Source organism: Aeromonas sp. 2MA4 (genome assembly GCF_029237305.1).
Lineage (GTDB): Bacteria > Pseudomonadota > Gammaproteobacteria > Enterobacterales > Aeromonadaceae > Aeromonas > Aeromonas salmonicida.
Genome location: NZ_JAACFY010000008.1, coordinates 1 through 18646 on the forward strand (window position 1 = coordinate 1; position 18646 = coordinate 18646).

General features: G+C 59.2%; 29 protein-coding genes. All 29 read left to right on the top strand.

From position 1 onward, the window contains the following. Window positions 1-791 (top strand): GPO family capsid scaffolding protein (locus tag GWQ31_RS10015; protein ID WP_275909264.1); only part of this gene is annotated, 791 nt, incomplete at its 5' end. Between the two features lie 11 nt (window positions 792-802). Further along, a complete protein-coding gene (locus GWQ31_RS10020; RefSeq protein WP_275909265.1) occupies window positions 803-1834 on the top strand; it encodes a phage major capsid protein, P2 family in 1032 nt (343 codons plus the stop codon). 9 nt (window positions 1835-1843) lie between these two features. Further along, complete coding sequence (gene gpM / locus GWQ31_RS10025; RefSeq protein WP_275909266.1) at window positions 1844-2524, top strand: phage terminase small subunit; 681 nt, start codon at window positions 1844-1846, stop codon at window positions 2522-2524. Between the two features lie 106 nt (window positions 2525-2630). Beyond that, window positions 2631-3101, top strand: a complete 471-nt coding sequence (locus GWQ31_RS10030; protein ID WP_270687268.1) for a head completion/stabilization protein — start codon at window positions 2631-2633, stop codon at window positions 3099-3101. After that, window positions 3101-3304 (top strand): tail protein X, encoded by a 204-nt coding sequence (locus GWQ31_RS10035; RefSeq protein ID WP_024943547.1) that lies wholly within the window; start codon window positions 3101-3103, stop codon window positions 3302-3304. The genes GWQ31_RS10030 and GWQ31_RS10035 overlap by 1 nt, the downstream gene beginning before the upstream one ends. Before the next feature lie 2 nt (window positions 3305-3306). Next, entirely contained in the window at window positions 3307-3537 is a 231-nt protein-coding gene (locus tag GWQ31_RS10040; protein ID WP_192896299.1) for a TraR/DksA C4-type zinc finger protein, read from the top strand. A 15-nt stretch (window positions 3538-3552) separates the two neighbouring features. Continuing rightward, on the top strand, window positions 3553-3915 hold the full coding sequence (locus GWQ31_RS10045) for a putative holin (RefSeq protein WP_017411174.1): 363 nt from the start codon (window positions 3553-3555) through the stop codon (window positions 3913-3915). A gap of 1 nt (window position 3916) precedes the next feature. After that, a complete protein-coding gene (locus GWQ31_RS10050) occupies window positions 3917-4177 on the top strand; it encodes a hypothetical protein (RefSeq protein WP_275909267.1) in 261 nt (86 codons plus the stop codon). A gap of 1 nt (window position 4178) precedes the next feature. Further along, a complete protein-coding gene (locus GWQ31_RS10055; protein ID WP_271774203.1) occupies window positions 4179-4487 on the top strand; it encodes a phage holin family protein in 309 nt (102 codons plus the stop codon). Further along, window positions 4484-5305 (top strand): N-acetylmuramidase family protein, encoded by an 822-nt coding sequence (locus GWQ31_RS10060; RefSeq protein ID WP_275909268.1) that lies wholly within the window; start codon window positions 4484-4486, stop codon window positions 5303-5305. The genes GWQ31_RS10055 and GWQ31_RS10060 overlap by 4 nt, the downstream gene beginning before the upstream one ends. Next, window positions 5295-5762, top strand: a complete 468-nt coding sequence (locus GWQ31_RS10065; RefSeq protein ID WP_275909269.1) for a hypothetical protein — start codon at window positions 5295-5297, stop codon at window positions 5760-5762. Before GWQ31_RS10060 ends, GWQ31_RS10065 begins: the two co-directional genes overlap by 11 nt. Beyond that, window positions 5752-6225, top strand: a complete 474-nt coding sequence (gene lysB / locus GWQ31_RS10070; RefSeq protein ID WP_275909270.1) for an Rz-like lysis system protein LysB — start codon at window positions 5752-5754, stop codon at window positions 6223-6225. The genes GWQ31_RS10065 and lysB overlap by 11 nt, the downstream gene beginning before the upstream one ends. Continuing rightward, window positions 6116-6364, top strand: a complete 249-nt coding sequence (gene lysC, locus GWQ31_RS10075) for an Rz1-like lysis system protein LysC (protein WP_275909346.1) — start codon at window positions 6116-6118, stop codon at window positions 6362-6364. The genes lysB and lysC overlap by 110 nt, the downstream gene beginning before the upstream one ends. Further along, complete coding sequence (locus tag GWQ31_RS10080; RefSeq protein WP_275909271.1) at window positions 6339-6809, top strand: phage tail protein; 471 nt, start codon at window positions 6339-6341, stop codon at window positions 6807-6809. Before lysC ends, GWQ31_RS10080 begins: the two co-directional genes overlap by 26 nt. Then, window positions 6791-7249, top strand: a complete 459-nt coding sequence (locus GWQ31_RS10085) for a phage virion morphogenesis protein (protein WP_275909272.1) — start codon at window positions 6791-6793, stop codon at window positions 7247-7249. The genes GWQ31_RS10080 and GWQ31_RS10085 overlap by 19 nt, the downstream gene beginning before the upstream one ends. A 78-nt stretch (window positions 7250-7327) precedes the next feature. Beyond that, window positions 7328-7900 carry a phage baseplate assembly protein V gene (locus GWQ31_RS10090; RefSeq protein WP_275909273.1) on the top strand — a complete coding sequence of 191 codons (573 nt, stop codon included), beginning with the start codon at window positions 7328-7330 and terminating at the stop codon, window positions 7898-7900. After that, window positions 7897-8256: a GPW/gp25 family protein gene (locus GWQ31_RS10095; protein WP_275909274.1), complete on the top strand. Its 360-nt coding sequence runs from the start codon at window positions 7897-7899 to the stop codon at window positions 8254-8256. The genes GWQ31_RS10090 and GWQ31_RS10095 overlap by 4 nt, the downstream gene beginning before the upstream one ends. Continuing rightward, window positions 8253-9152: a baseplate J/gp47 family protein gene (locus tag GWQ31_RS10100; protein WP_275909275.1), complete on the top strand. Its 900-nt coding sequence runs from the start codon at window positions 8253-8255 to the stop codon at window positions 9150-9152. Before GWQ31_RS10095 ends, GWQ31_RS10100 begins: the two co-directional genes overlap by 4 nt. Further along, entirely contained in the window at window positions 9149-9850 is a 702-nt protein-coding gene (locus GWQ31_RS10105; RefSeq protein WP_275909276.1) for a phage tail protein I, read from the top strand. The genes GWQ31_RS10100 and GWQ31_RS10105 overlap by 4 nt, the downstream gene beginning before the upstream one ends. Beyond that, the gene (locus GWQ31_RS10110) at window positions 9837-11078 is read left to right on the top strand and encodes a hypothetical protein (RefSeq protein WP_275909277.1); all 1242 of its coding nucleotides are present in this window, start codon (window positions 9837-9839) and stop codon (window positions 11076-11078) included. Before GWQ31_RS10105 ends, GWQ31_RS10110 begins: the two co-directional genes overlap by 14 nt. Next, window positions 11079-12083, top strand: coding sequence for a phage tail protein (locus GWQ31_RS10115; protein WP_275909278.1), 1005 nt, complete (start codon window positions 11079-11081; stop codon window positions 12081-12083). It abuts the gene before it with no gap. 9 nt (window positions 12084-12092) lie between these two features. Further along, the gene (locus GWQ31_RS10120) at window positions 12093-12422 is read left to right on the top strand and encodes a hypothetical protein (protein WP_275909279.1); all 330 of its coding nucleotides are present in this window, start codon (window positions 12093-12095) and stop codon (window positions 12420-12422) included. Then, complete coding sequence (locus GWQ31_RS10125; RefSeq protein ID WP_275909280.1) at window positions 12419-12694, top strand: phage tail assembly chaperone; 276 nt, start codon at window positions 12419-12421, stop codon at window positions 12692-12694. Before GWQ31_RS10120 ends, GWQ31_RS10125 begins: the two co-directional genes overlap by 4 nt. A 199-nt stretch (window positions 12695-12893) precedes the next feature. Next, the gene (locus GWQ31_RS10130; protein WP_256688419.1) at window positions 12894-14066 is read left to right on the top strand and encodes a phage tail sheath protein; all 1173 of its coding nucleotides are present in this window, start codon (window positions 12894-12896) and stop codon (window positions 14064-14066) included. A gap of 9 nt (window positions 14067-14075) precedes the next feature. After that, entirely contained in the window at window positions 14076-14594 is a 519-nt protein-coding gene (locus GWQ31_RS10135) for a phage major tail tube protein (protein WP_275909281.1), read from the top strand. A gap of 66 nt (window positions 14595-14660) precedes the next feature. After that, the gene (locus tag GWQ31_RS10140) at window positions 14661-14945 is read left to right on the top strand and encodes a phage tail assembly protein (RefSeq protein WP_059169878.1); all 285 of its coding nucleotides are present in this window, start codon (window positions 14661-14663) and stop codon (window positions 14943-14945) included. Between the two features lie 8 nt (window positions 14946-14953). Then, window positions 14954-15085: a GpE family phage tail protein gene (locus GWQ31_RS10145; RefSeq protein WP_024943529.1), complete on the top strand. Its 132-nt coding sequence runs from the start codon at window positions 14954-14956 to the stop codon at window positions 15083-15085. Continuing rightward, window positions 15082-17577, top strand: coding sequence for a phage tail tape measure protein (locus GWQ31_RS10150; RefSeq protein WP_275909282.1), 2496 nt, complete (start codon window positions 15082-15084; stop codon window positions 17575-17577). The genes GWQ31_RS10145 and GWQ31_RS10150 overlap by 4 nt, the downstream gene beginning before the upstream one ends. Window positions 17578-18055: 478 nt before the next feature. After that, the gene (locus GWQ31_RS10155) at window positions 18056-18646 is read left to right on the top strand and encodes a Rha family transcriptional regulator (RefSeq protein ID WP_275909283.1); all 591 of its coding nucleotides are present in this window, start codon (window positions 18056-18058) and stop codon (window positions 18644-18646) included.

Consider the following 18646-nt stretch of genomic DNA (forward strand, 5'->3'; position numbering starts at 1 on the left):
TCGAAGGGGGCACGACCGATGGCCGCACCATCACCCGCGAATGGATTGAACAGATGGCCAAGCGCTACAACCAGTCCACCTATGGCGCCCGGGTCAATATGGAACACATCCGGGGCTTCGACCCCAAGGGCCAGTTCAAGATGTACGGCGACATCACCGCCGCCAAGACCGAAGAGGTCGACATGGAAGGTGAAAAGCGTCTGGCCCTGTTCGTGCAAATCGACCCGACCCCTGAACTGATCGAGCTGAACAAGGCTCGCCAGAAGGTTTACACCTCTGTCGAGATCCACCCCAACCTGAACGAGAAAGGCGCCTACCTGGTGGGGCTGGCTGTCACCGACAGCCCGGCCAGCCTCGGTACCGAAATGCTGCAGTTTTGCAGCAAGGCATCGGCCAACCCGCTGGCCGAACGCAAGCAATACAAGGAAAGCCTGTTCACCGAGGCGCTGGAAACCGTCATCGAATTCGAAGACGAAAGCGACAAAGGCCCCAGCCTGGTCGAACGCATCGCCGCTATGTTCAGCAGCCACAAAAAACAATCCACCGCGGATTTCAGCGACGTGCATCAGGCCGTCGAAGCCGTGGCCAAAGAAGTGACCACCATCGACGCAGACCTGCAGAAGAAGTTCACCGAGCAGGCCAAGACCATCACCGAGCTGACCAGCCAGCTGGAAGCCACCGCCAAAGCGCTGGCTGACCTCACCGCCAAGCTGGAAGGCCAGGAAGATCTCAGCCACAAGCGCCAGCCTGCCACCGGTAGCGACGGCACCACCATTCAAACCGACTGCTAAGGACCCCATCCATGCGTAACGAAACCCGCCAGAAGTTCAACGAGTTCACCGGCCAGGTGGCCAAACTCAACGCCATCACCAGCGCCATGGTGCAGTTCAGCGTGCAGCCCAGCGTCCAGCAGACCCTGGAAACCAAGATGCAGGAGTCGGTCGCCTTCCTTTCCATGATCAACATGGTGCCGGTGGATGAACTCAAGGGCCAGAAGGTCGGCATCGGCATCAGCAGCACCATCGCGGGCCGTACCAACACCGATAGCAAGGACCGCCAGCCCAACAACCCGGCCGCCCTGTATGACCACAACTACGAGTGCGCCCAGACCAACTACGACACCATGATCGGCTACGCCCAACTCGATTCGTGGGCCAAATTCCCCGACTTCCAGACCCGTATTCGCGATGCCATCATCACCCGCCAGGGGCTGGACCGGATCATGATCGGCTGGCACGGCACCAGCGCGGCTCCCGACACCGATCGCAATGCCAACCCCCTGCTGCAAGACGTCAACATCGGTTGGCTGCAGCACATCCGCACAGATGCACCGGCCCAAGTCATGAGCGAGGGCACCGAGGGCAGCGGCAAGATCTACGTGGATACCACCGACGGCGACTACAAGAACCTCGACGCCTTGGTGTTCGATGCCGTCAACGAGCTGATTAAACCCTGGTTCCAGGACGACACCGATCTGGTGGTGATCTGCGGTCGCAAGCTGCTGTCCGACAAGTATTTCCCCATCATCAACGACGCCAGCGACAACCAGAACAAGTTGGCAGGCCAGGTGCTGGTGAGCCAGAAGCAAATCGGCGGGCTCAAGGCTGTGCGCGTCCCCTTCTTCCCGGAAGACGCTCTGCTGATCACCAAACTCAGCAACCTCTCTATCTACTGGCAAGACGGAGCCCGCCGCCGCCATATCGAGGAAGAGCCCAAGCGCAACCGCATCGTCAACTACGAAAGCTCCAATGACGCCTACGTGGTCGAGGACTACGACTGCGCCGCCCTGGTCGAAAACATCGTCATGGGGCCGAACCCGGCCCCCGGCGCGTAAGGGGGTGGTATGACTCCCGCCCGTCGCCACCGCGAAAGAGCACTGGCCGCCCTGCAAGGGGCGGCCAGTCCCCAGTTCGACCAGGCCCGTGCCAACGCTTACGAGCTGCAGCTGATGCAGTTGGCCGAACACCGCCGCACCCTCAAGAGCATCCAGAGCATCGAGCGCAAGATCGACGCCAAGCGCACCATGCTGCCGGTCTACAAGCCGTGGATTGACGGACTGCTTGCCGCTGATCGCGGCGGCCAGGATGACGTCCTGGTGACCGTCATGCTCTGGACCCTCGACACCGGCGATCTGGAAGGTGCCCTACCCATGGCGTCCTACGTGCTCCGCCATGGGCTCAGTACCCCTGATCGCTACGAGCGCACGGCCGCCACCATGATCGCCGAAGAGGTCGCCGATACCGCCATCAAGCAACAAGAAGCCGGAGCGGGTCCATCCACGTCGTTGCTAGGCCAATACATGGCCCGGCTGCACGGCAGCGACATCTTCGACCAGGTGCGCGCCAAGCTGCACAAGGCAGTAGGGCGCGCCTGCCTCGCCGATGGGCGCAAGCAACTTGCCGCCGAGCACTATCGGCGCGCCATCGAACTGCACGACAAGGTCGGCATCAAAAAAGAGCTCGAAGTGCTCGAACGTGAACTGAAAAAAGAACAGCAGCCCGACGCCCAAGGCGGCGGCAGCTAACCGAGCGAACCCCGCACCCTGGGCGGCTCGGGCCTGACGAATGCCAGCGGCATACCAGACGGCCCGACCACCGCCCAACAAGCGGATAAACAAACACAGGAGCACCATGAGCACCGGATTCATTGCCACAGCCCCGACCGCGCCAGATGAAGGGGAGATAGCCAACAGCCCCTTCTGGCCCGCGATCTCGCTGCCTGACCTGCGTGAAACAGTCCGGCTTGATGGCACCGTCACCACCGCCCGCCTCACCCATGCCGTGGTCGACGCCATCACCAGCGTCAACCGGGATCTGGCAGATTGGCGCAGCGCCCGTCAGGCCGAAGGCCACGCCACCCTGGCCGCTGTCCCGAGCGAGGTCATCAACAACGAATCGGTGCACCTGCACAGCTACCGGCGCGCCGTCTATGCCATGACCCGCGCCAACCTGCTGGAGCGTTACACCGACTACAGCGCCACCGGTGACGGCGTCAAAGGGGCCGATGCCAAAATCATCAGCTCGGATGACCTCTACCGGGATGCCCGCTTTGCCATTCGCGACATCCTCGGCACCACCCACAACACAGTGGAGCTGATCTGATGCAACTGCGCAGCCAACAGGGCGACACCCTCGATCTCATCCTGTTCCGGCATTACGGCTACACCGCAGGCATCACAGAGCAAGTGCTCAACCTCAACCCCGGTTTGGCCACGCTCGGCCCCATCATCCCGACCGGAACCCTCATCAACATGCCAGCGGCCCCCACCCAGGCCGAGCAGCCGCTGATCCAGCTATGGGACTGACCATGAGCCGCCTCGACGACGAACTCGAACGACTGGCCGACATCAGCGATCAGCAAATCGCTGCCCGCATTCATGCCGCCCGCATCAGCGGCACCGGCCCCCACTACTGCATCGACTGCGAAAACCCCATCCCGCAGGCGCGCCGTGAAGCGATCCGGGGCTGCGAACGCTGCGCCGAGTGCCAGACCATCACCGAATTCCAAACCGCTCGCCACTACGGCGGCAAACGATAACAACAGGAGAGCACGATGCCAGAACCGATTTCATCCAGTGCAGCAACCAGCACCCTCACCGGTCTGGCGCTGCTGTCCCTCTTTCCGGGCGTTGACCCCGGCGTACTGCTCGGTGCATTCGCCGGGGCGCTGGTGTTCATCGCCACCACCGCCGAACTCGGCAACCTGCGCAAGGCGGGCCTGTTCGTTGCCGCCTTCGTGGCGGGCGCGCTGGCGGCTCCGCTGGTTGCCGCCATGCTGGCCAGCGTGCTGCCGCTCAGTGTCGAAGTACCTAGGGCCGTCGGTGCAATGCTGGCCTCGGCGCTGGCCGTCCACCTGTTGCAGTGGATCCTGCGCAAAACGCCGGAAGACCTGCTCAAACTCCGCAAAGGGGGCTGACATGAAACAACAGGAAAAGACAGCTTTCTCTCTGGTCAAGCGGCTGGAAGTACTCCTGATAATTGGTGAGAAATCAGCATTGATATTGGCAGCAATCTGCTTGTGGCTGATGTTGATTGAGTTTCTGAACGGAGCACCTCTAGACCCGGTGAGCACCTTAGGGAAAGCAGTAATTTGCGCGTTCGTTATTGAACTGGCGCGAGTGGTAATCCTGTTCATCAAATGGGCTCAGCGTAAGCGCCAAGCCTGCAAAGGGGGCTGACATGTTGACCATCCTCTACGCCATGATCTGCGCCGCCATCGCCCTGCGACTGGCTACCTTCAACCGCAACGGGGGCGACTACCGCCCCCTTCCTGCCCTGCTGGCATGGGTCATCACAGTGGCCGCCGGCTCCGTGCCACTGCGCGCCATGCTGGGTGTCATGCCATCACCAGATCCCGCCGCCGTCCTGCTGGCCGCCGTGGTGCTGACCGCCCTGCTCGGGTCGAGGGGGTCAGTCATGCGCCTGATGCCCCGCCGCCGCCAGCAGCCAACCACCGCCCGCCACCTGAACGGGAGATTTCAGCCATGAGCCTCAAAAAAGGGGATACCGGCACCGCCGTGGCCGATCTGCAGCGCCGCCTCACCAAGGCCGGTTATCCGGTAGAGCCTGACGGCTGGTTTGGCGATGCCACCGAGCAGGCCCTGCTCGCCTTCCAGCGGGACCACATGATCGCCGCCATCGGTCAGGCAGGCCCCCGCACAATGACCGCCCTGCTTGGCAGCGAGCGCGGCAACCAGCTCACCATCCACCACATGCAGAGCGGGGCTGACCTGCTGGCCCTGCCACTCGCCACCATGGCCACCGTCGCCCAGGTCGAAAGCATCGGTGAAGGCTTCACCAACGCCATGCGCCCCGTGGTGCTGTTCGAGCGGCATGTGTTCTACAAGCAGCTCACCAAGCACCTGGGTAAGGCAACCGCCGACCAGATGGCCGCCAGCTACCCCAATCTGGTCAACCCCAAGCGCGGCGGCTATGCCGGTGGCGCGGCAGAGTGGGAACGGCTGCAACTGGCCATCAGCCTGCATAGGGATGCCGCCATCGAATCGGCCAGCTGGGGCATGTTCCAGATCATGGGCTACCACTGGCAGGCGCTGGGCTTCACCTCGGCCGGCGACTGGCTGGCGGCCATGCAGCGCAGCGAGGTCGACCACCTCACCGCCCTGTGCCGCTTCATCCAGCAAGACGCCGCCATGCACAAGGCCCTGCAAGGGCGTAAATGGGCCGACTTTGCCCGCCGCTACAACGGCCCCGCCTACAAAGAAAACGACTACGACACCAAGCTGGCCAAGGCATACGACCACTTTGCCAAGGTCTACCTGGTGCAGGAGGTGGCAAATGCACATTGAAATAACAGGCCGAGAAACAGGTAAAACGGAACGGCTTATCGCGACAGCGAACCAGTTGATAGCCCAGGGCAAGAAAGTAGTGATTGTCTACCCCAGTGGCGCTCGTCAGGCAGATTTTAAAAAGTGTTGTCCGGGGGCAAAAGTCAGCGGTGACAAAAACCTGACTAAACAAGAGTGGTTTGCAGACCTCGACGCAGACCCTGATGCGATCTGGATGTATGACGAGTTCGACTGGTTCCAAAAACAGAGCGTTATCAAGATCCGTCCCAATGGGTATTACTACACCACGCCAAGGCCGCCATTTAACTTGATGAAGCCAACGGGGAACCGCCCCATTGCCAAGTTGATGCAGACGTATCAGACCCACGTCGACACCATCATCATCATGCCCTGTCACACTCGCCATCGTGACGACTCGATTCCGATGGATTTCTGGGGGATTGATTGTGCTGACTAACCTACTGCGATCCCCCCTCACCTGGTTGCTGCTGGCCTTGGCCATCGCCTTGGGCGGCTGGGGCTGGTCTGCCACCTCTGCGGCGACCGCCAAGGGGAAGGTCACCACCCTGCAAAGTGACCTCAAGGCCGCCGACGACAAGGCCAAAGAGGCCGAGCGGCGGGAACGACTCAAAGACACCACCATCACCACCCTCACCGGCGAGCTGACCGCCCAGGCAGAAGCCGCAGCCCAACTGCAAAACCAGCTCGGCGAACTGTCGATGACCGCCGCCACCCGCGCCGACACCATCAAGAGGCTCAAACGTGAAAATGCTGAACTTCGGACTTGGGCTGATAGCCCTCTGCCTGATCCTGTTATCAGGCTGCTCAAGCGCCCCGCCATCACCGGCGCCGCAGATTATCAGGCTCACCTGTCAGGGCCTGACCCCCTGCCAGCTGCCGCCAGCCAGCCCGGTCAATAACGGCGACCTGCTTGACCAACTGACCCAGACCGAGGCCGCCTGGGCCAGCTGCGCCGCCAAGGTCGATAGCCTCATCACCTGCCAGCAACGGCAGCAACAACAAGGGAGCGGGGATGGAAAAGCCAAAACAGATCCGTGAAGTGCTGACCAACTGCGTGCCGCACCTCAAGACCAACCCAGACAAACTTCACATCTTCATCGCCCCGGGCAACGTTGAAAGCACCGGTGCCCGCTCGCTCTCGTTCGAGTGGCAATACCCGCTCTCTATCGGGATTGAAGATTTCGCCGGCCATCCGGATCAGATCATGGTGCCGCTGCTGGCTTGGCTGCGCCAACACCAGCCCGAGCTGATGACTAACGACGAACGGCGCAAGGATGGCATCACCTTCGAGGCCGAATACCTCGCCAACGACCTGATGGACCTCATCATCACCGTCAAGCTGACAGAGCGGGTCAGGGTCTGGCAAAACGAACAGGGGATAGGCTGGGAGCACCTGCCAGAGCCGCCGGAAGACCCCTACGACGGCATAACCTGGGAACTCTTCATCAATGGGGAGCATCAGCCATGGCCACCGACGACCTGAGCCGCCTGACCCAATGGGCCGATGGGCTGCTGGCCAGCATGGAACCCGCCGCACGCCGCCAGTTGGCGGGCGAAATGGCGCGCAAGCTGCGCGACAGTCAAGCAGGCCGGATCCGCACCAACATCCAGCCAGATGGCAGCCCCATGACCCCGCGCAAGCCACAGCCCAAGTTGAAAAAAGGCAGGGGCCGCTTGCGCAGAAAAATGTTCTTCAAAATCACCAGCAGAACCTGGTTAAAGGCCAGCGCCACCCAATCACAGGCCGTGGTTGAGTTTGTCGGCTCGGCCAACCGCCTCGCCACCATCCACCAATATGGCTTGAAAGACCGCATCAAGGGCCGCGAGATCCGCTACCCCGCGCGTGAACTGCTTGGCATCACAGAACAAGAACGCGATCAACTCGAAACCACCCTGCTTACCCACCTAACCAAAGGGCTGTAATCATCGCCGCCAGTGTATCCACCGTGGATACACTGGCGGCCCCTCGCCTTACTCGCCATTGCCCAAAACAATGGCCCCATGCAACCGACCCCGACCGAACTCCAACGCCTGATCGACAACCTGATCCGCATCGGCACCGTGACCGCCGTGCGCTCAGGGGAATGTCGCGTCAAAACCGGCGACATCGAAACCAACTGGCGGCCCTACACCACAGAAAGGGCCGGGGCTAACCGTACCCGTCACCGCCTGAGTGTCGGCGAACAGGTCATCTTGTTGTCAGTCAGTGGCGATCTGCGCAATGCGTACATCCTCGGCTCACTCAACGCCACCGCCGCAGACGAGCCACTGGCTGACGATGACAATCCCGATATCGATCGCACCGAATACAGTGATGGCGCCGTCATCGAATACAACCCGGACACCGGCGCACTCAACGCCACCGGCATCAAGTCTGCCAATATCGCGGCCAGTGTCACCGTCAAGCTGATCACCCCCTTGGTGGAATGCACCCAGGCGCTCAAGGTCGGTACCACCATCACCGCCGGCGGTAAAATTACCGCGCCCACCGCCAAGATTGGCAACGTCGAAGTCACCACCCACAAACACAGCGGCGTCAGCACTGGCGGCGGCCAAACAGGGGGCCCTGTATGAACTGGCTCGGCATGAACGCTGCAACCGGTCGCGCCATCAGCGCGACCAACCACATCATCCAGTCGGTGCGCGACATCCTCATCACACCGGTGGGCTCTCGCGTCATGCGCCGCGACTACGGCAGCGAGCTGTTTTACCTCATCGACCAGCCCCAGCATCAGGCCACCCGCCTGCGCCTGATGGCCGCCACAGTGCAGGCCCTCATCAACTGGGAACCCCGCATCACCATCACCAAAGTCGATGTGCAGAGCGGCGGCATGGATGGCTCACTCACCATTGAACTGACTTGGCAGCGCAAAGATGGCGGCGCCCCTGAATCAGCAAGCATCACCATCCCCACAGGAGTCGCCTCGTGAGCACCATCACCCTCTCCCAACTGCCCCAGCCAGACGTAATCGAAAGCCTCGATTTCGAGACCATCCTCGCCGAGCGCAAAGCCTATTGCATCAGCCTCTATCCGGCAGATCAGCAAGCCGCCATCGCCGCCACGCTTGACCTCGAATCCGAGCCCATCACCAAGTTGCTGCAAGAAAATGCCTATCGGGAGCTGATCCTGCGCCAGCGCATCAACGAAGCCGCCGTGGCCAACATGCTGGCTTGGGCAAAAGGGGCCGACCTCGACAATCTGGCGGCCAACTGGAATGTGCAGCGCCTCACCATTCAGCCAGGTGACCCGACAGCCACCCCACCTGTGCCAGAAATCAAAGAAGATGACGCCGCCCTCAGCCTGCGCGCCCTGATGGCGTGGGATGGCCTCAGCGTGGCAGGCCCGACGGGCGCCTATGAATATTTCGCCCTCTCGGCAGATGGCAAGGTGGCGGATGCCAAAGGCTCCAGCCCATCCCCTGCCCAGGCGCTGGTCACCATCCTCAGCACTGAAGGGGACGGCACCGCCGATGCCGCCCTGATCGCCAAAGTCACCGCCGCCCTGAACGGCGAAAACGTCCGCCCGGTGGCCGACCGGCTCACAGTGCAAAGTGCCGGCATCATCAACTACACCATCAACGCCCAACTGCACATCGACAGCCAGGGCGCAGAAGCAGACGTGATCCTGCAAGCGGCCAGCGACAGCCTGGCCGCCTTCATCAATCCCCGCCGCCGCATCGGGGTCGAAGTGCCCCGCTCTGCCATTGATGCCGCCCTTCATGTGCAGGGGGTGCGCAAGGTCGACCTGATCGGCTGGGCAGACATCACCCCCAGCGCCACCCAAGCCGCCTACTGCACCGGCTTCACCGTGGAGCGGGCATCATGAGCGCCCTGTTGCCGCCCAGCACCAGCCGCACCGAGCGCCATCTGGCCACCACGGGGGCGCAGGCCCAACAGCTGCCGCTCCCGTTGCGCACCCTCTGGTCACCCTGGACCTGTCCCGCCCACCTGCTGCCCTATCTGGCTGCCAGCTGGAGCGTCGACCGCTGGGATGACAAATGGCCAGAAGCCACCAAGCGCCAGGTGATCGCCAACAGCTACTTCGTTCACAGCCGCAAGGGCACCATCGGCGCCATTCGCCGGGTGGTCGAACCCCTCGGCTTTCTGATCCGGGTGCTCGAATGGTGGCAAGAAACCCCCGCCGCCACCCCGGGCACCTTCAAGCTCGACATCGGGGTACTCGATACCGGTATCACCGAGGCTATGTACCAGGAGCTGGAACGGCTGATCGCCGATGCCAAACCCATGACCCGCCATCTGACCGGCCTTGCCATCAGCATGGAATCCCGTGGCCAGATCTACATGGGGGCAGCCTGCCACTTGGGGGAAGAGCTCACTGTTTACCCCTATCAGCCTGGCCCTATCGTTGTCTCTGGGGTCGATGTCTTTGGCGCAGCTGTCCACACCATCGATATCACCAGTATCAGTACCGAAGCTGGCGAGTATCACTTCAACAAATGGGCCGCAGCCGTTGAATTTGCATGCGCCCTCGGATTTTCGGAGGTAACTAATGGCGTCCACTAACCAGGGCGATGACGCTGTATCACGGCTTGATGCAGCCGTCACCGCGTTTGAAGAAGTCCTGACAGGGCAAGAAGGGCAAACAGTGACTGTTCCTGGCCATGATCCGCAGCCTACTCTGGCTGAACGGGTTAAGCAGTCGCTGAAACCAAGTACAGACACAGCTGAAAATGCAGCACAACAAGCTGAAATATCTAAAAATCAGGCTGTTGCTGCAGCAGCAGAAGCAAGGAGGATTTCTGGTTTAGAAGATATTGACGATGTTATGATAAACAGTGGCTTATCTTATGGTGGCCCTTCTGGGAGATTTGCTCTTAGTGGTGCGGCATTCAGGAGAAATACAAAAGACTCTCAAGAGTGGAAAATGGTTACAGACCCGACACATGTGCCTGTTAATACATTTAGTATCACAGGCGGGGTTGACCTAGAGATAACATACCAAGGGAGGCTAATAGGTGCTCTGGTATGTGGGGTTGATGAATCTCTTGCAATAGATGGTGTTTTTGTTGGTGGTTCTGTTGGGCCAGACAGAGCAATTATAAGCATGGGTGCGCCATGCAGCTTTGTTGTTGACTTGGATAATGACAACGCTATTAAATTTGACAATAAGTTTTTTGATATAAGTCGTTTTCAGGTATCCATATCCGCCGGTGGTCAAATCACTATTGGTCATCCTCAGAGAAGGCTAATGCAGTCACCTATAGTTCAATTCTCTGCAGCAAACTCTCAGTTTGAATACCTTGTGCCTCACTATGTTAACGAGCCTACGCTGGGCGGGTTCAGTTTTTTCTTGATTGGTGAGGCAGAGGGTGTAATTGCTTACAATGGAAGTAAATGGGTAATAAGCTCTTCTGCTTGGATAAATGATGGTGTAAATGATGAAGTGTCATTTAGTTACGATGCTGTGCAAGGTCGACTTGATGTTACTCACCCATCAATTATTGGAAGTCCAGGGATAAGTATTGATCCTATTTATAATGGGGCTTCTTTTAATACTCAAGTAGGGTCGTCAAAGTCACAAACATCTTTTAGTGTGTTCTTTAGAAAGCCAGACGGCTCTATTCCTTCCCTTAGTAGCGCCCTGTCGTTTGAATTTTCAAGAGGTATGAGCGCAATAAGAAAAAAGCCGTCAGGAAAAATAAAGGTGTACTTGGGTAACGTTAAGGTCAACTGCAATCATGTTGATTATGAATTTGGTAACTTCTGGACCATCGGGTTAATGGGGGATTAAATGGCAAACTTTTTCGCAATTCTGACCAACGCCGGTGCGGCCAAATTGGCAAATGCCACCGCGTTGGGCATCCCACTAAAACTGACCAGTATGGCCGTCGGTGATGGTAATGGGCAGCCGGTTACCCCAAATCCGGCAGCAACCAATCTTGTCAACGTAAAACGAACGGCTCCCCTCAATGCCTTGTTTGCTGACCCGGTGAATCCATCACAGTTGGTTGCCGAACAAATCATCCCTGAATCTGTCGGTGGATGGTGGATCCGTGAACTAGGCCTATTCGATGAGGATGGCGTTTTGATTGCCATCGCCAACTGTCCAGATACATATAAACCACTGCTGTCCGAAGGTTCTGGCCGCACCCAGGTTATCCGCATTGTGCTGATCGTCAGCGACACCAGCGCGGTGGAACTCAAGATTGACCCGTCCGTGGTGCTGGCCACCCGCAGGTATGTCGATGATTTGATGGCTGCACACAAGCAAAGCCGCGATCACCCGGATGCCAGCGAAACAGCCAAGGGCTTTACCCGCTTGGCCACCCAGGCAGAAGTGGATGCCGTCACTGCAGATGATGTGGCCGTCACCCCGAAAAAACTGACTCAGCACTACAAACGCAAAAATATTCTGGGGCCTGTGTCACAAACTGCCGGCATCCCGACCGGGGCGATCATTGAGCGGGGCAGTAATGCCAACGGTGAATACATCAAGTTCGCCGACGGCACCTTGGTATGCATAGCGTTGGTATCCATCACCTATTTTCAGTCAACCATGCTGCAAAAAAACTGGGTGCTCCCCCATCCGCATGTCAGTGGCACCATCGTCATATTCACAGGGCCCCAACTCACAGATGTCTCCTCACGTCTGAACCGAGCAGCGGCACCAGCAGCCGCATTCAATGGGCCAATATCCACCACCCCACTGAGGCTGTTTGCCACTGGCTCGGATGTGTTTCAGTCAGGGGATTATGCCAATGCATGCGGCGCTCTGGCCATTGGCCGCTGGTATTAAGGAGACACCATGAAAATCACCCTCTCACCCGCTCGCCGTGATGAACAACTCACCGCCCGCGTCACCGGCGACACCCTCTATCTGAATGGCGAAGCGATCGACTTCACTCCGCTGCAAGACGGGGATGTGCTGCCATATACCGCCATCGACAATCCCTTCATAGGGGATGACGTCTGCCGTATTGATGGCGAAATTCACCTCACCCTGGTGCTGCCTTACGGCGCCAATGCCCCCTATGAAACCCGCTTCCCGGCAGCATTCACCGAGCCCATGACAGTGGTCAATGGCGCGGTACCCTTGCCAGCCTATGACGCAGTGGAACAGGAGACCACATCATGACGATTGACTGGACACAACGGATCACGCAAGAACAGCAGACTCAGCAACTTGCCAACTCGTTGCGCGCCCTGCGCGATGTGGCGATCAGCAAGACATCCTGGCTCGTTGACCGTCATCGTGATGAACAAGATGCCGCCATCGCCACAACATTGACGGCAGAGCAGTACACTGACCTGCTCGCCTACCGTCAGCAGCTCAGAGACCTGCCCTCCGCCACCGGCTGGCCCGCCATCGAGATGCCGCCGCCCCCTGCCTGGCTGGCACAACCCTAACCAACACCCCGCCCTGTGCGGGGTGTTTCGTTACTGCCGCTCATCAACCCCTTGTCACCGCCGTTCCAGTGTATCCACGCCGGATACACTGGCCGCCGCTCGCCTGTCATCCCCTGCCCCTGCATCCTGACCCTGCTCGCACCACATGCATTACCTACGCAAAGAATGCTCCGTCCGGACAACAGGAGAACCTATGGCACTGGACCAATTTCACCACGGCGTGCGCGTCGTGGAAATCAACGAGGGCACCCGTACCATCCGCACCGTCGCCACGGCGGTGATCGGCATGGTCTGCACCAGCGCCGATGCTGATGCTGCCTACTTCCCGCTCGACAAACCCGTGCTGATTGCCAACCTGCCGGCAGCCATCGCCAAAGCAGGCAGCAACGGCAACCTCAAAAAGTCGCTGCAAACCATTTATGACACCGTCAACACCATCGTCATCGCCGTGCGCGTGGCTGACGGCGCCGACGCAGCCGAACTGACCAGCAACATCATCGGCACCATCAAGCCCGATGGCAGCTACACCGGCCTCAAGGCACTGGAACGGGCCGCCCCGGTCACCACCGTCAAGCCGCGCATCCTCTGCGTGCCGGATAACTGCACCCTGCCGGTGGCCACCGCCCTTGCTGGCATGGCCAAGAAACTGCGCGCCTTTGCCTACGTGCCGACCATCGCCGAAACCGTCGAAGCCGCCTTGGCCTATCGTGAGAACTTCGCCAGCCGTGAGTTGATGCTGGTGCATGCCGACTGGACGGCGTGGGACGTAGCAGCGAATGCCAGCGTCAAGCTCGATGCCTGCCTCAAGGCCGCCGCCATGCGGGCCCTTATCGACAAAGAGATCGGCTGGCACAAGACCCTGTCGAACGTCGGTGTGACCGGGGTCGATGGCATGACCAAGTCCCTGTTCTGGGATCTGCAAGACCCCGACACCGAAGTCGGCCTGCTCAACGCCAACGAAATCACTGCCCTGATCCGCGCGGATGGCTTCCGCTACTGGGGCAACCGTACCTGCGCCGACGATCCCCTGTTCCAGTTCGAAAACTACACCCGCACCGCCCAGGTGCTGGCCGACACCATCGCCGACGCGCACATGTGGGCCGTCGACAAGCCCATGACCCCGACCCTGGTGAAAGACATCATTGAGGGCATCAAGGCCAAGGGTCGCGAACTGGTGACCGGCGGTTACCTGCTCGGCTTTGACTGCTGGTACAACGAGGAGCTCAACGACAAAGACACCCTCAAGGCTGGCAAGCTGCGCATCGATTACAACTACACACCGGTGCCGCCGCTGGAAGACCTCGGCTTCCAGCAGCGCATCACCGATTCCTACCTCATCGACTTCAGCGCCCGCGTCGCGGCTGCAGCATAAGGAGCCACCATGGCACTGCCACGCAAAATCAAACGACTGAACGTCTTCCTCAACGGCGATAACTGGGTCGGTGAAGCGGAAGACTTCACCCCGGCCAAGCTCTCTCGCAAATTCGAGGCCTATCGCGGCGGCGGCATGGGCGGTGCCGTCAACATCGACATGGGGATGGATGACAGCGCCCTTGATGTCTCCTTCACCTTTGGCGGCTACGGCGACCAGCTCCTGCGCTGCATGGGTGAACCCAAAGCCGACGGCACCAGCCTGCGCTTTGCCGGTTCCGTCCAACGCGATGACACCGGTGAAATCGTCGCCGTCGAGATCGTCTGTCGTGGCCGCTTCAAAGAGCTCGACCGTGGCACCCTCAAGGCGGGTGACAATACTCAGGCCAAGGTCAGCATGGTCAACACCTACTACAAAGAGACCGTCAACGGCCAGGTGATGCATGAGATTGACCTGCTCAACATGATCGAGATCGGCCCCGATGGCATCGACCGCATGGCCGAGCACCGTAAAGCCATCGGCCTCTAACCCACCCAACAACACAACGGGCGGCCAACAGCCGCCCTCACCACATCAACATCAGGAACAAACACCATGGAAAACAAAGTCATCACCCTCGACACCCCGATCCAGCGCGGCGAAAGCACCATCACAGAGCTGACCATCCGCAGCCCCCAAAAAGCGGGCCACCTGCGCGGCCTCAACACCATGGACATCGTGCAGATGAACGTCGACACCCTCATCAAACTGCTGCCACGCATCACCGAACTGAGTGAAACCGAAGTGGCAGACATGGCTCCGGCTGATCTGCTCAAGGCTGGGGTAGTGGTGGTCGGTTTTTTGATGGGCTCGCAGCAGGAGGCTTACCTCACTGCATAGATGACCTGATGGCCGAGATTGCCATCATCGCCCACTGGCCGCCATCCGAGATGGCGGCCATGGAAATCAGCGAGCTGATGGGCTGGCACCAACGCCTCGTTGAGACTCACAACCGCATCAACGGGGCAGAAGAACAATGAACCCTCTCAAACTTCAAATCCTGCTCGGGGCGGTCGACAAGCTCACCGCCCCCCTCAAAGCAGTCAGCGGCCAGAGCCGCCTCACCGCCAAAGACTTGGTCGACACCAAGAAAAAAATCCGCGACCTCGAAACCCAAGCGGGTCAAATCGAAGGTTACAAAACGCTGGGTGCCCAGATTGGTGCGACCAAAGCTAAGTTAAAGCAGGCCGAGGGTTCGTTCAGCGAACTGCAACGCAAGATTGCCGATACCCCCAAGCCAACCCGGCTGATGATCAATGAGTTCAACAAGGCCGAAAAAGCCCTCAACCAGCTCAAGACCAAACAGGGCGAGATGATCACCCGTCACGGTCAGATGGGTGAGGCGATGCGTAAGACTGGCATCAACACCGGTAACCTCAGTGAAAGCCAGCGCCGCCTCAAAACAGACTTGGCCGCAGCCAACACCGTGCTCGACTCTCAGCGAACCAAACTGGGCCAACTGGCCGACCAGCAAAAGCGCCTCAACCAGGTAAAAGCCAACTACCGGAAAACCCAAGAACTGCGCGGCCAGATCGCGGGCCACGGTGCGACCGCTCTTGCCACGGGTACCGCCGTAGGTATGACAACGTTGAAACCTGTCATCGAATTCGCTAGAGCCGAAACATCAGTCGTTGACCTCAAGGTGTCCATGATGGGTAAGGGCGGCCAAGTGCGGCAGGAGTTCCAAGCCATCAGCGATCTGGCCACTAAGCTTGGCAACAAACTGCCGGGCACCACAGCCGACTTCCAGAACATGATGAGCACGCTGATCCAGCAGGGTATGAGCGCCAAATCCATCTTGGGCGGTCTGGGCGAAGCGACCGCCTATCTCGGCGTGCAGTTGAAAATGCCGTTCGACCAAGCGGCGCTGTTTGCGGCCAAGCTGCAAGACGCCACCGGAACAGCCGAGAACGACATGATGGGGTTGATGGACACCATCCAGCGCTCGTTTTACCTCGGCGTTGACAGCGGCAACATGCTGGGCGCCTTCACCAAGCTCACCCCGGCCATGGGCATATTGCGCAAGTCAGGGCTTGAGGCAGCCAAGGTGCTGGCCCCGCTGGTCATCATGGCCGATCAGGCTGGCATAGCGGGTGAGTCATCAGGGAACGCCTACCGCAAAGTTTTCCAGATGAGTATGAACACCGGCAAGATTGCCAAAGCCACAAAAGGCACCGGGTTGAAGCTGAATTTCACCGATGGCAAGGGGGAATTCGCAGGGATGGAGAACATGTTTGCCCAGCTCGCCAAGCTGAAAGGGGTGAACACTGAGCGCCGCCTGCAAGTCCTGAAGGGCATCTACGGCGACGATGCTGAAACATTGCAGGTGCTGGAGCTGATCATCAGCAAAGGCATGGACGGGTACCGAGCCACCCAGAAGAAAATGGCAGACCAAGCCGCCCTACAAGAGCGGGTCAATGCCCAGCTAGGTACCCTGGGCAGCTTGTGGGATGCCGCCACTGGTACCTTCACCAATGCCATGGTCAACTTTGGTGAAGCAATCAGTCCAGAAATCAAAGCCATCACCCAGTGGATAGGTGACCTGTCCGAGCGCCTCGGCAACTGGGCAAAGAAAAACCCTGAACTATCCAACACCCTGATGAAGATTGGCGCCATTGTGTCGGTCGTCACCATCGCATTCGGTGGTCTGTCACTGGCAGTCGCCGCCCTGCTTGGCCCTATGGCAATCATGAAACTGACGTTCGGGATCTTGGGGGTCACTTTTGGCGGCATGCTCGGGGCGATCACAGCGGTGTTGGTGCCCATCGCAGCCTTGATCGCGCTGGGTATTGCCATCGTCAAATTCTGGGAACCCATCAGCGCATTTTTCAGCGGGCTATGGCAGGGCATCATGACCGGGCTGGCTCCCGTCTTTGAGGCCTTCAAACCGTTCGCCCCGCTGATTGATGGCATCGGCACCGGGGTTAAAGCGCTATCAGGCTGGTTTGGCGACCTGCTCGAACCACTCAAGTTCTCCAAGGAAACGCTGGAAGGGTTCGGCAGCGCTGGCGAGTTCGTCGGCCGTATCCTGGGCGAAGCCTTCAACATTGCCCTAACCCCGCTCAAAGCCTTCCTGTCCGGCATCGAGTGGCTGCTTGAATCGCTGGGCATCCTCGAAACCAAGAAAATCCCGAAGTTCGAGATCCCAACCCCCAGCACCCCTAGCTATGCCAATGGCAACTTAGGCACACCAGGGCTTTCATCGGCTTATCGCTACGGTACCGGAAACTACAACCAGCCTGCTGCGCTTGCAGGTGGTACTGGCTACAGCCCACGCATCGCCGACACGCCAAAAATAAAACCCAAGGCCAGTACCACTACAGTCAACAGTCAGCCGTTCTACCAGCTCACCATCAACGCGGCGCCGGGGATGAATCAAGAACAACTTGGCCAGCTGATGATAGAAAAAATCAGAGAACAGGAACGCGCCAACAAGACGCTGGGCCGTGCCAGATTCAGCGATGGGAGCTGATATGCAAGTGTTAAATTTCACCCAAAACAAACGTAGCGGGCCGTGCTGGCCCGCCTTACCCTGTGCCGGTGCGTGGGGTGGTGATGTGGCTTATTTGCCATTATTTGCCCTGAATTGTGTGGTTCGGATGTTGCTGGTTGCATCAGGTTGCGCGATACTGCGCTTGCAACGGCAAAATCCGTTGCCGGGATTAGCCTCCTGTCAGCATGAAAGCGCACAACACGCGCCCGCGTGTTTTTTTGTGCGGCTCAGTCACACCCTGACAATGGTGGACTGGGCGAGGGCCCTTCGGGGCGCCGGGTTCATTTCGGCCGGTACGCCAACCTCGTCCAGTTTGCCACCCCTTGTTATGGCGGGCTGGGCGGGAGCGCTTCGGCGCGCCGGTTTCCTTTTGTGCCCGGTAAGGCTAATCCCGTCCAGTTCGCCACCAGTTATTAGCCTGACGGTGGCGATTCACTTGCACAAAAGGAATCGAGCCATGAACACCATCACCACCTTTGCCCCTGCCGACATCATCAGCCTCAACCATGGCCAGCCCATGACCACCTCTCTCAAGGTGGCCGAAATCTTTGGCAAGCGTCATGACAACGTGCTGCGCAAGCTGGAATCGTTGGAATGCAGTCAGGATTTTCGTCTCCTCAATTTTGAGGAGACGTTCCAAGACGTGGATATGCCGAAAGGTGCAACTAAGAGAGCGCCGGTTTGGAACATGACCAAAGACGGCTTTATCTTTCTGGTCATGGGCTTCACCGGCAAACAGGCCGCTGCCATCAAAGAGGCATACATCAATGCCTTCAACTGGATGGCCGCCCAGCTCGCCGCCCGCACCAGCCCAGACTACGCCAACCCCCTCGCCACCATCGACAACTACACCAGCATGTTGCGCAAAGCTGACCGTGACAACGTGCTGCTCGAACGCCAGCTCGAAGACCGCCTTTTCCTGCTGATGGAAGAAATGAACCGCCTGCGCGACGACATGCGCACCATCCACCGTAACCACACCATCGCCCGCGATCTGGCTGACCATATCGGCATCACCGCCCGCTTCGCGCTGCCAAGAAGGAGCTGA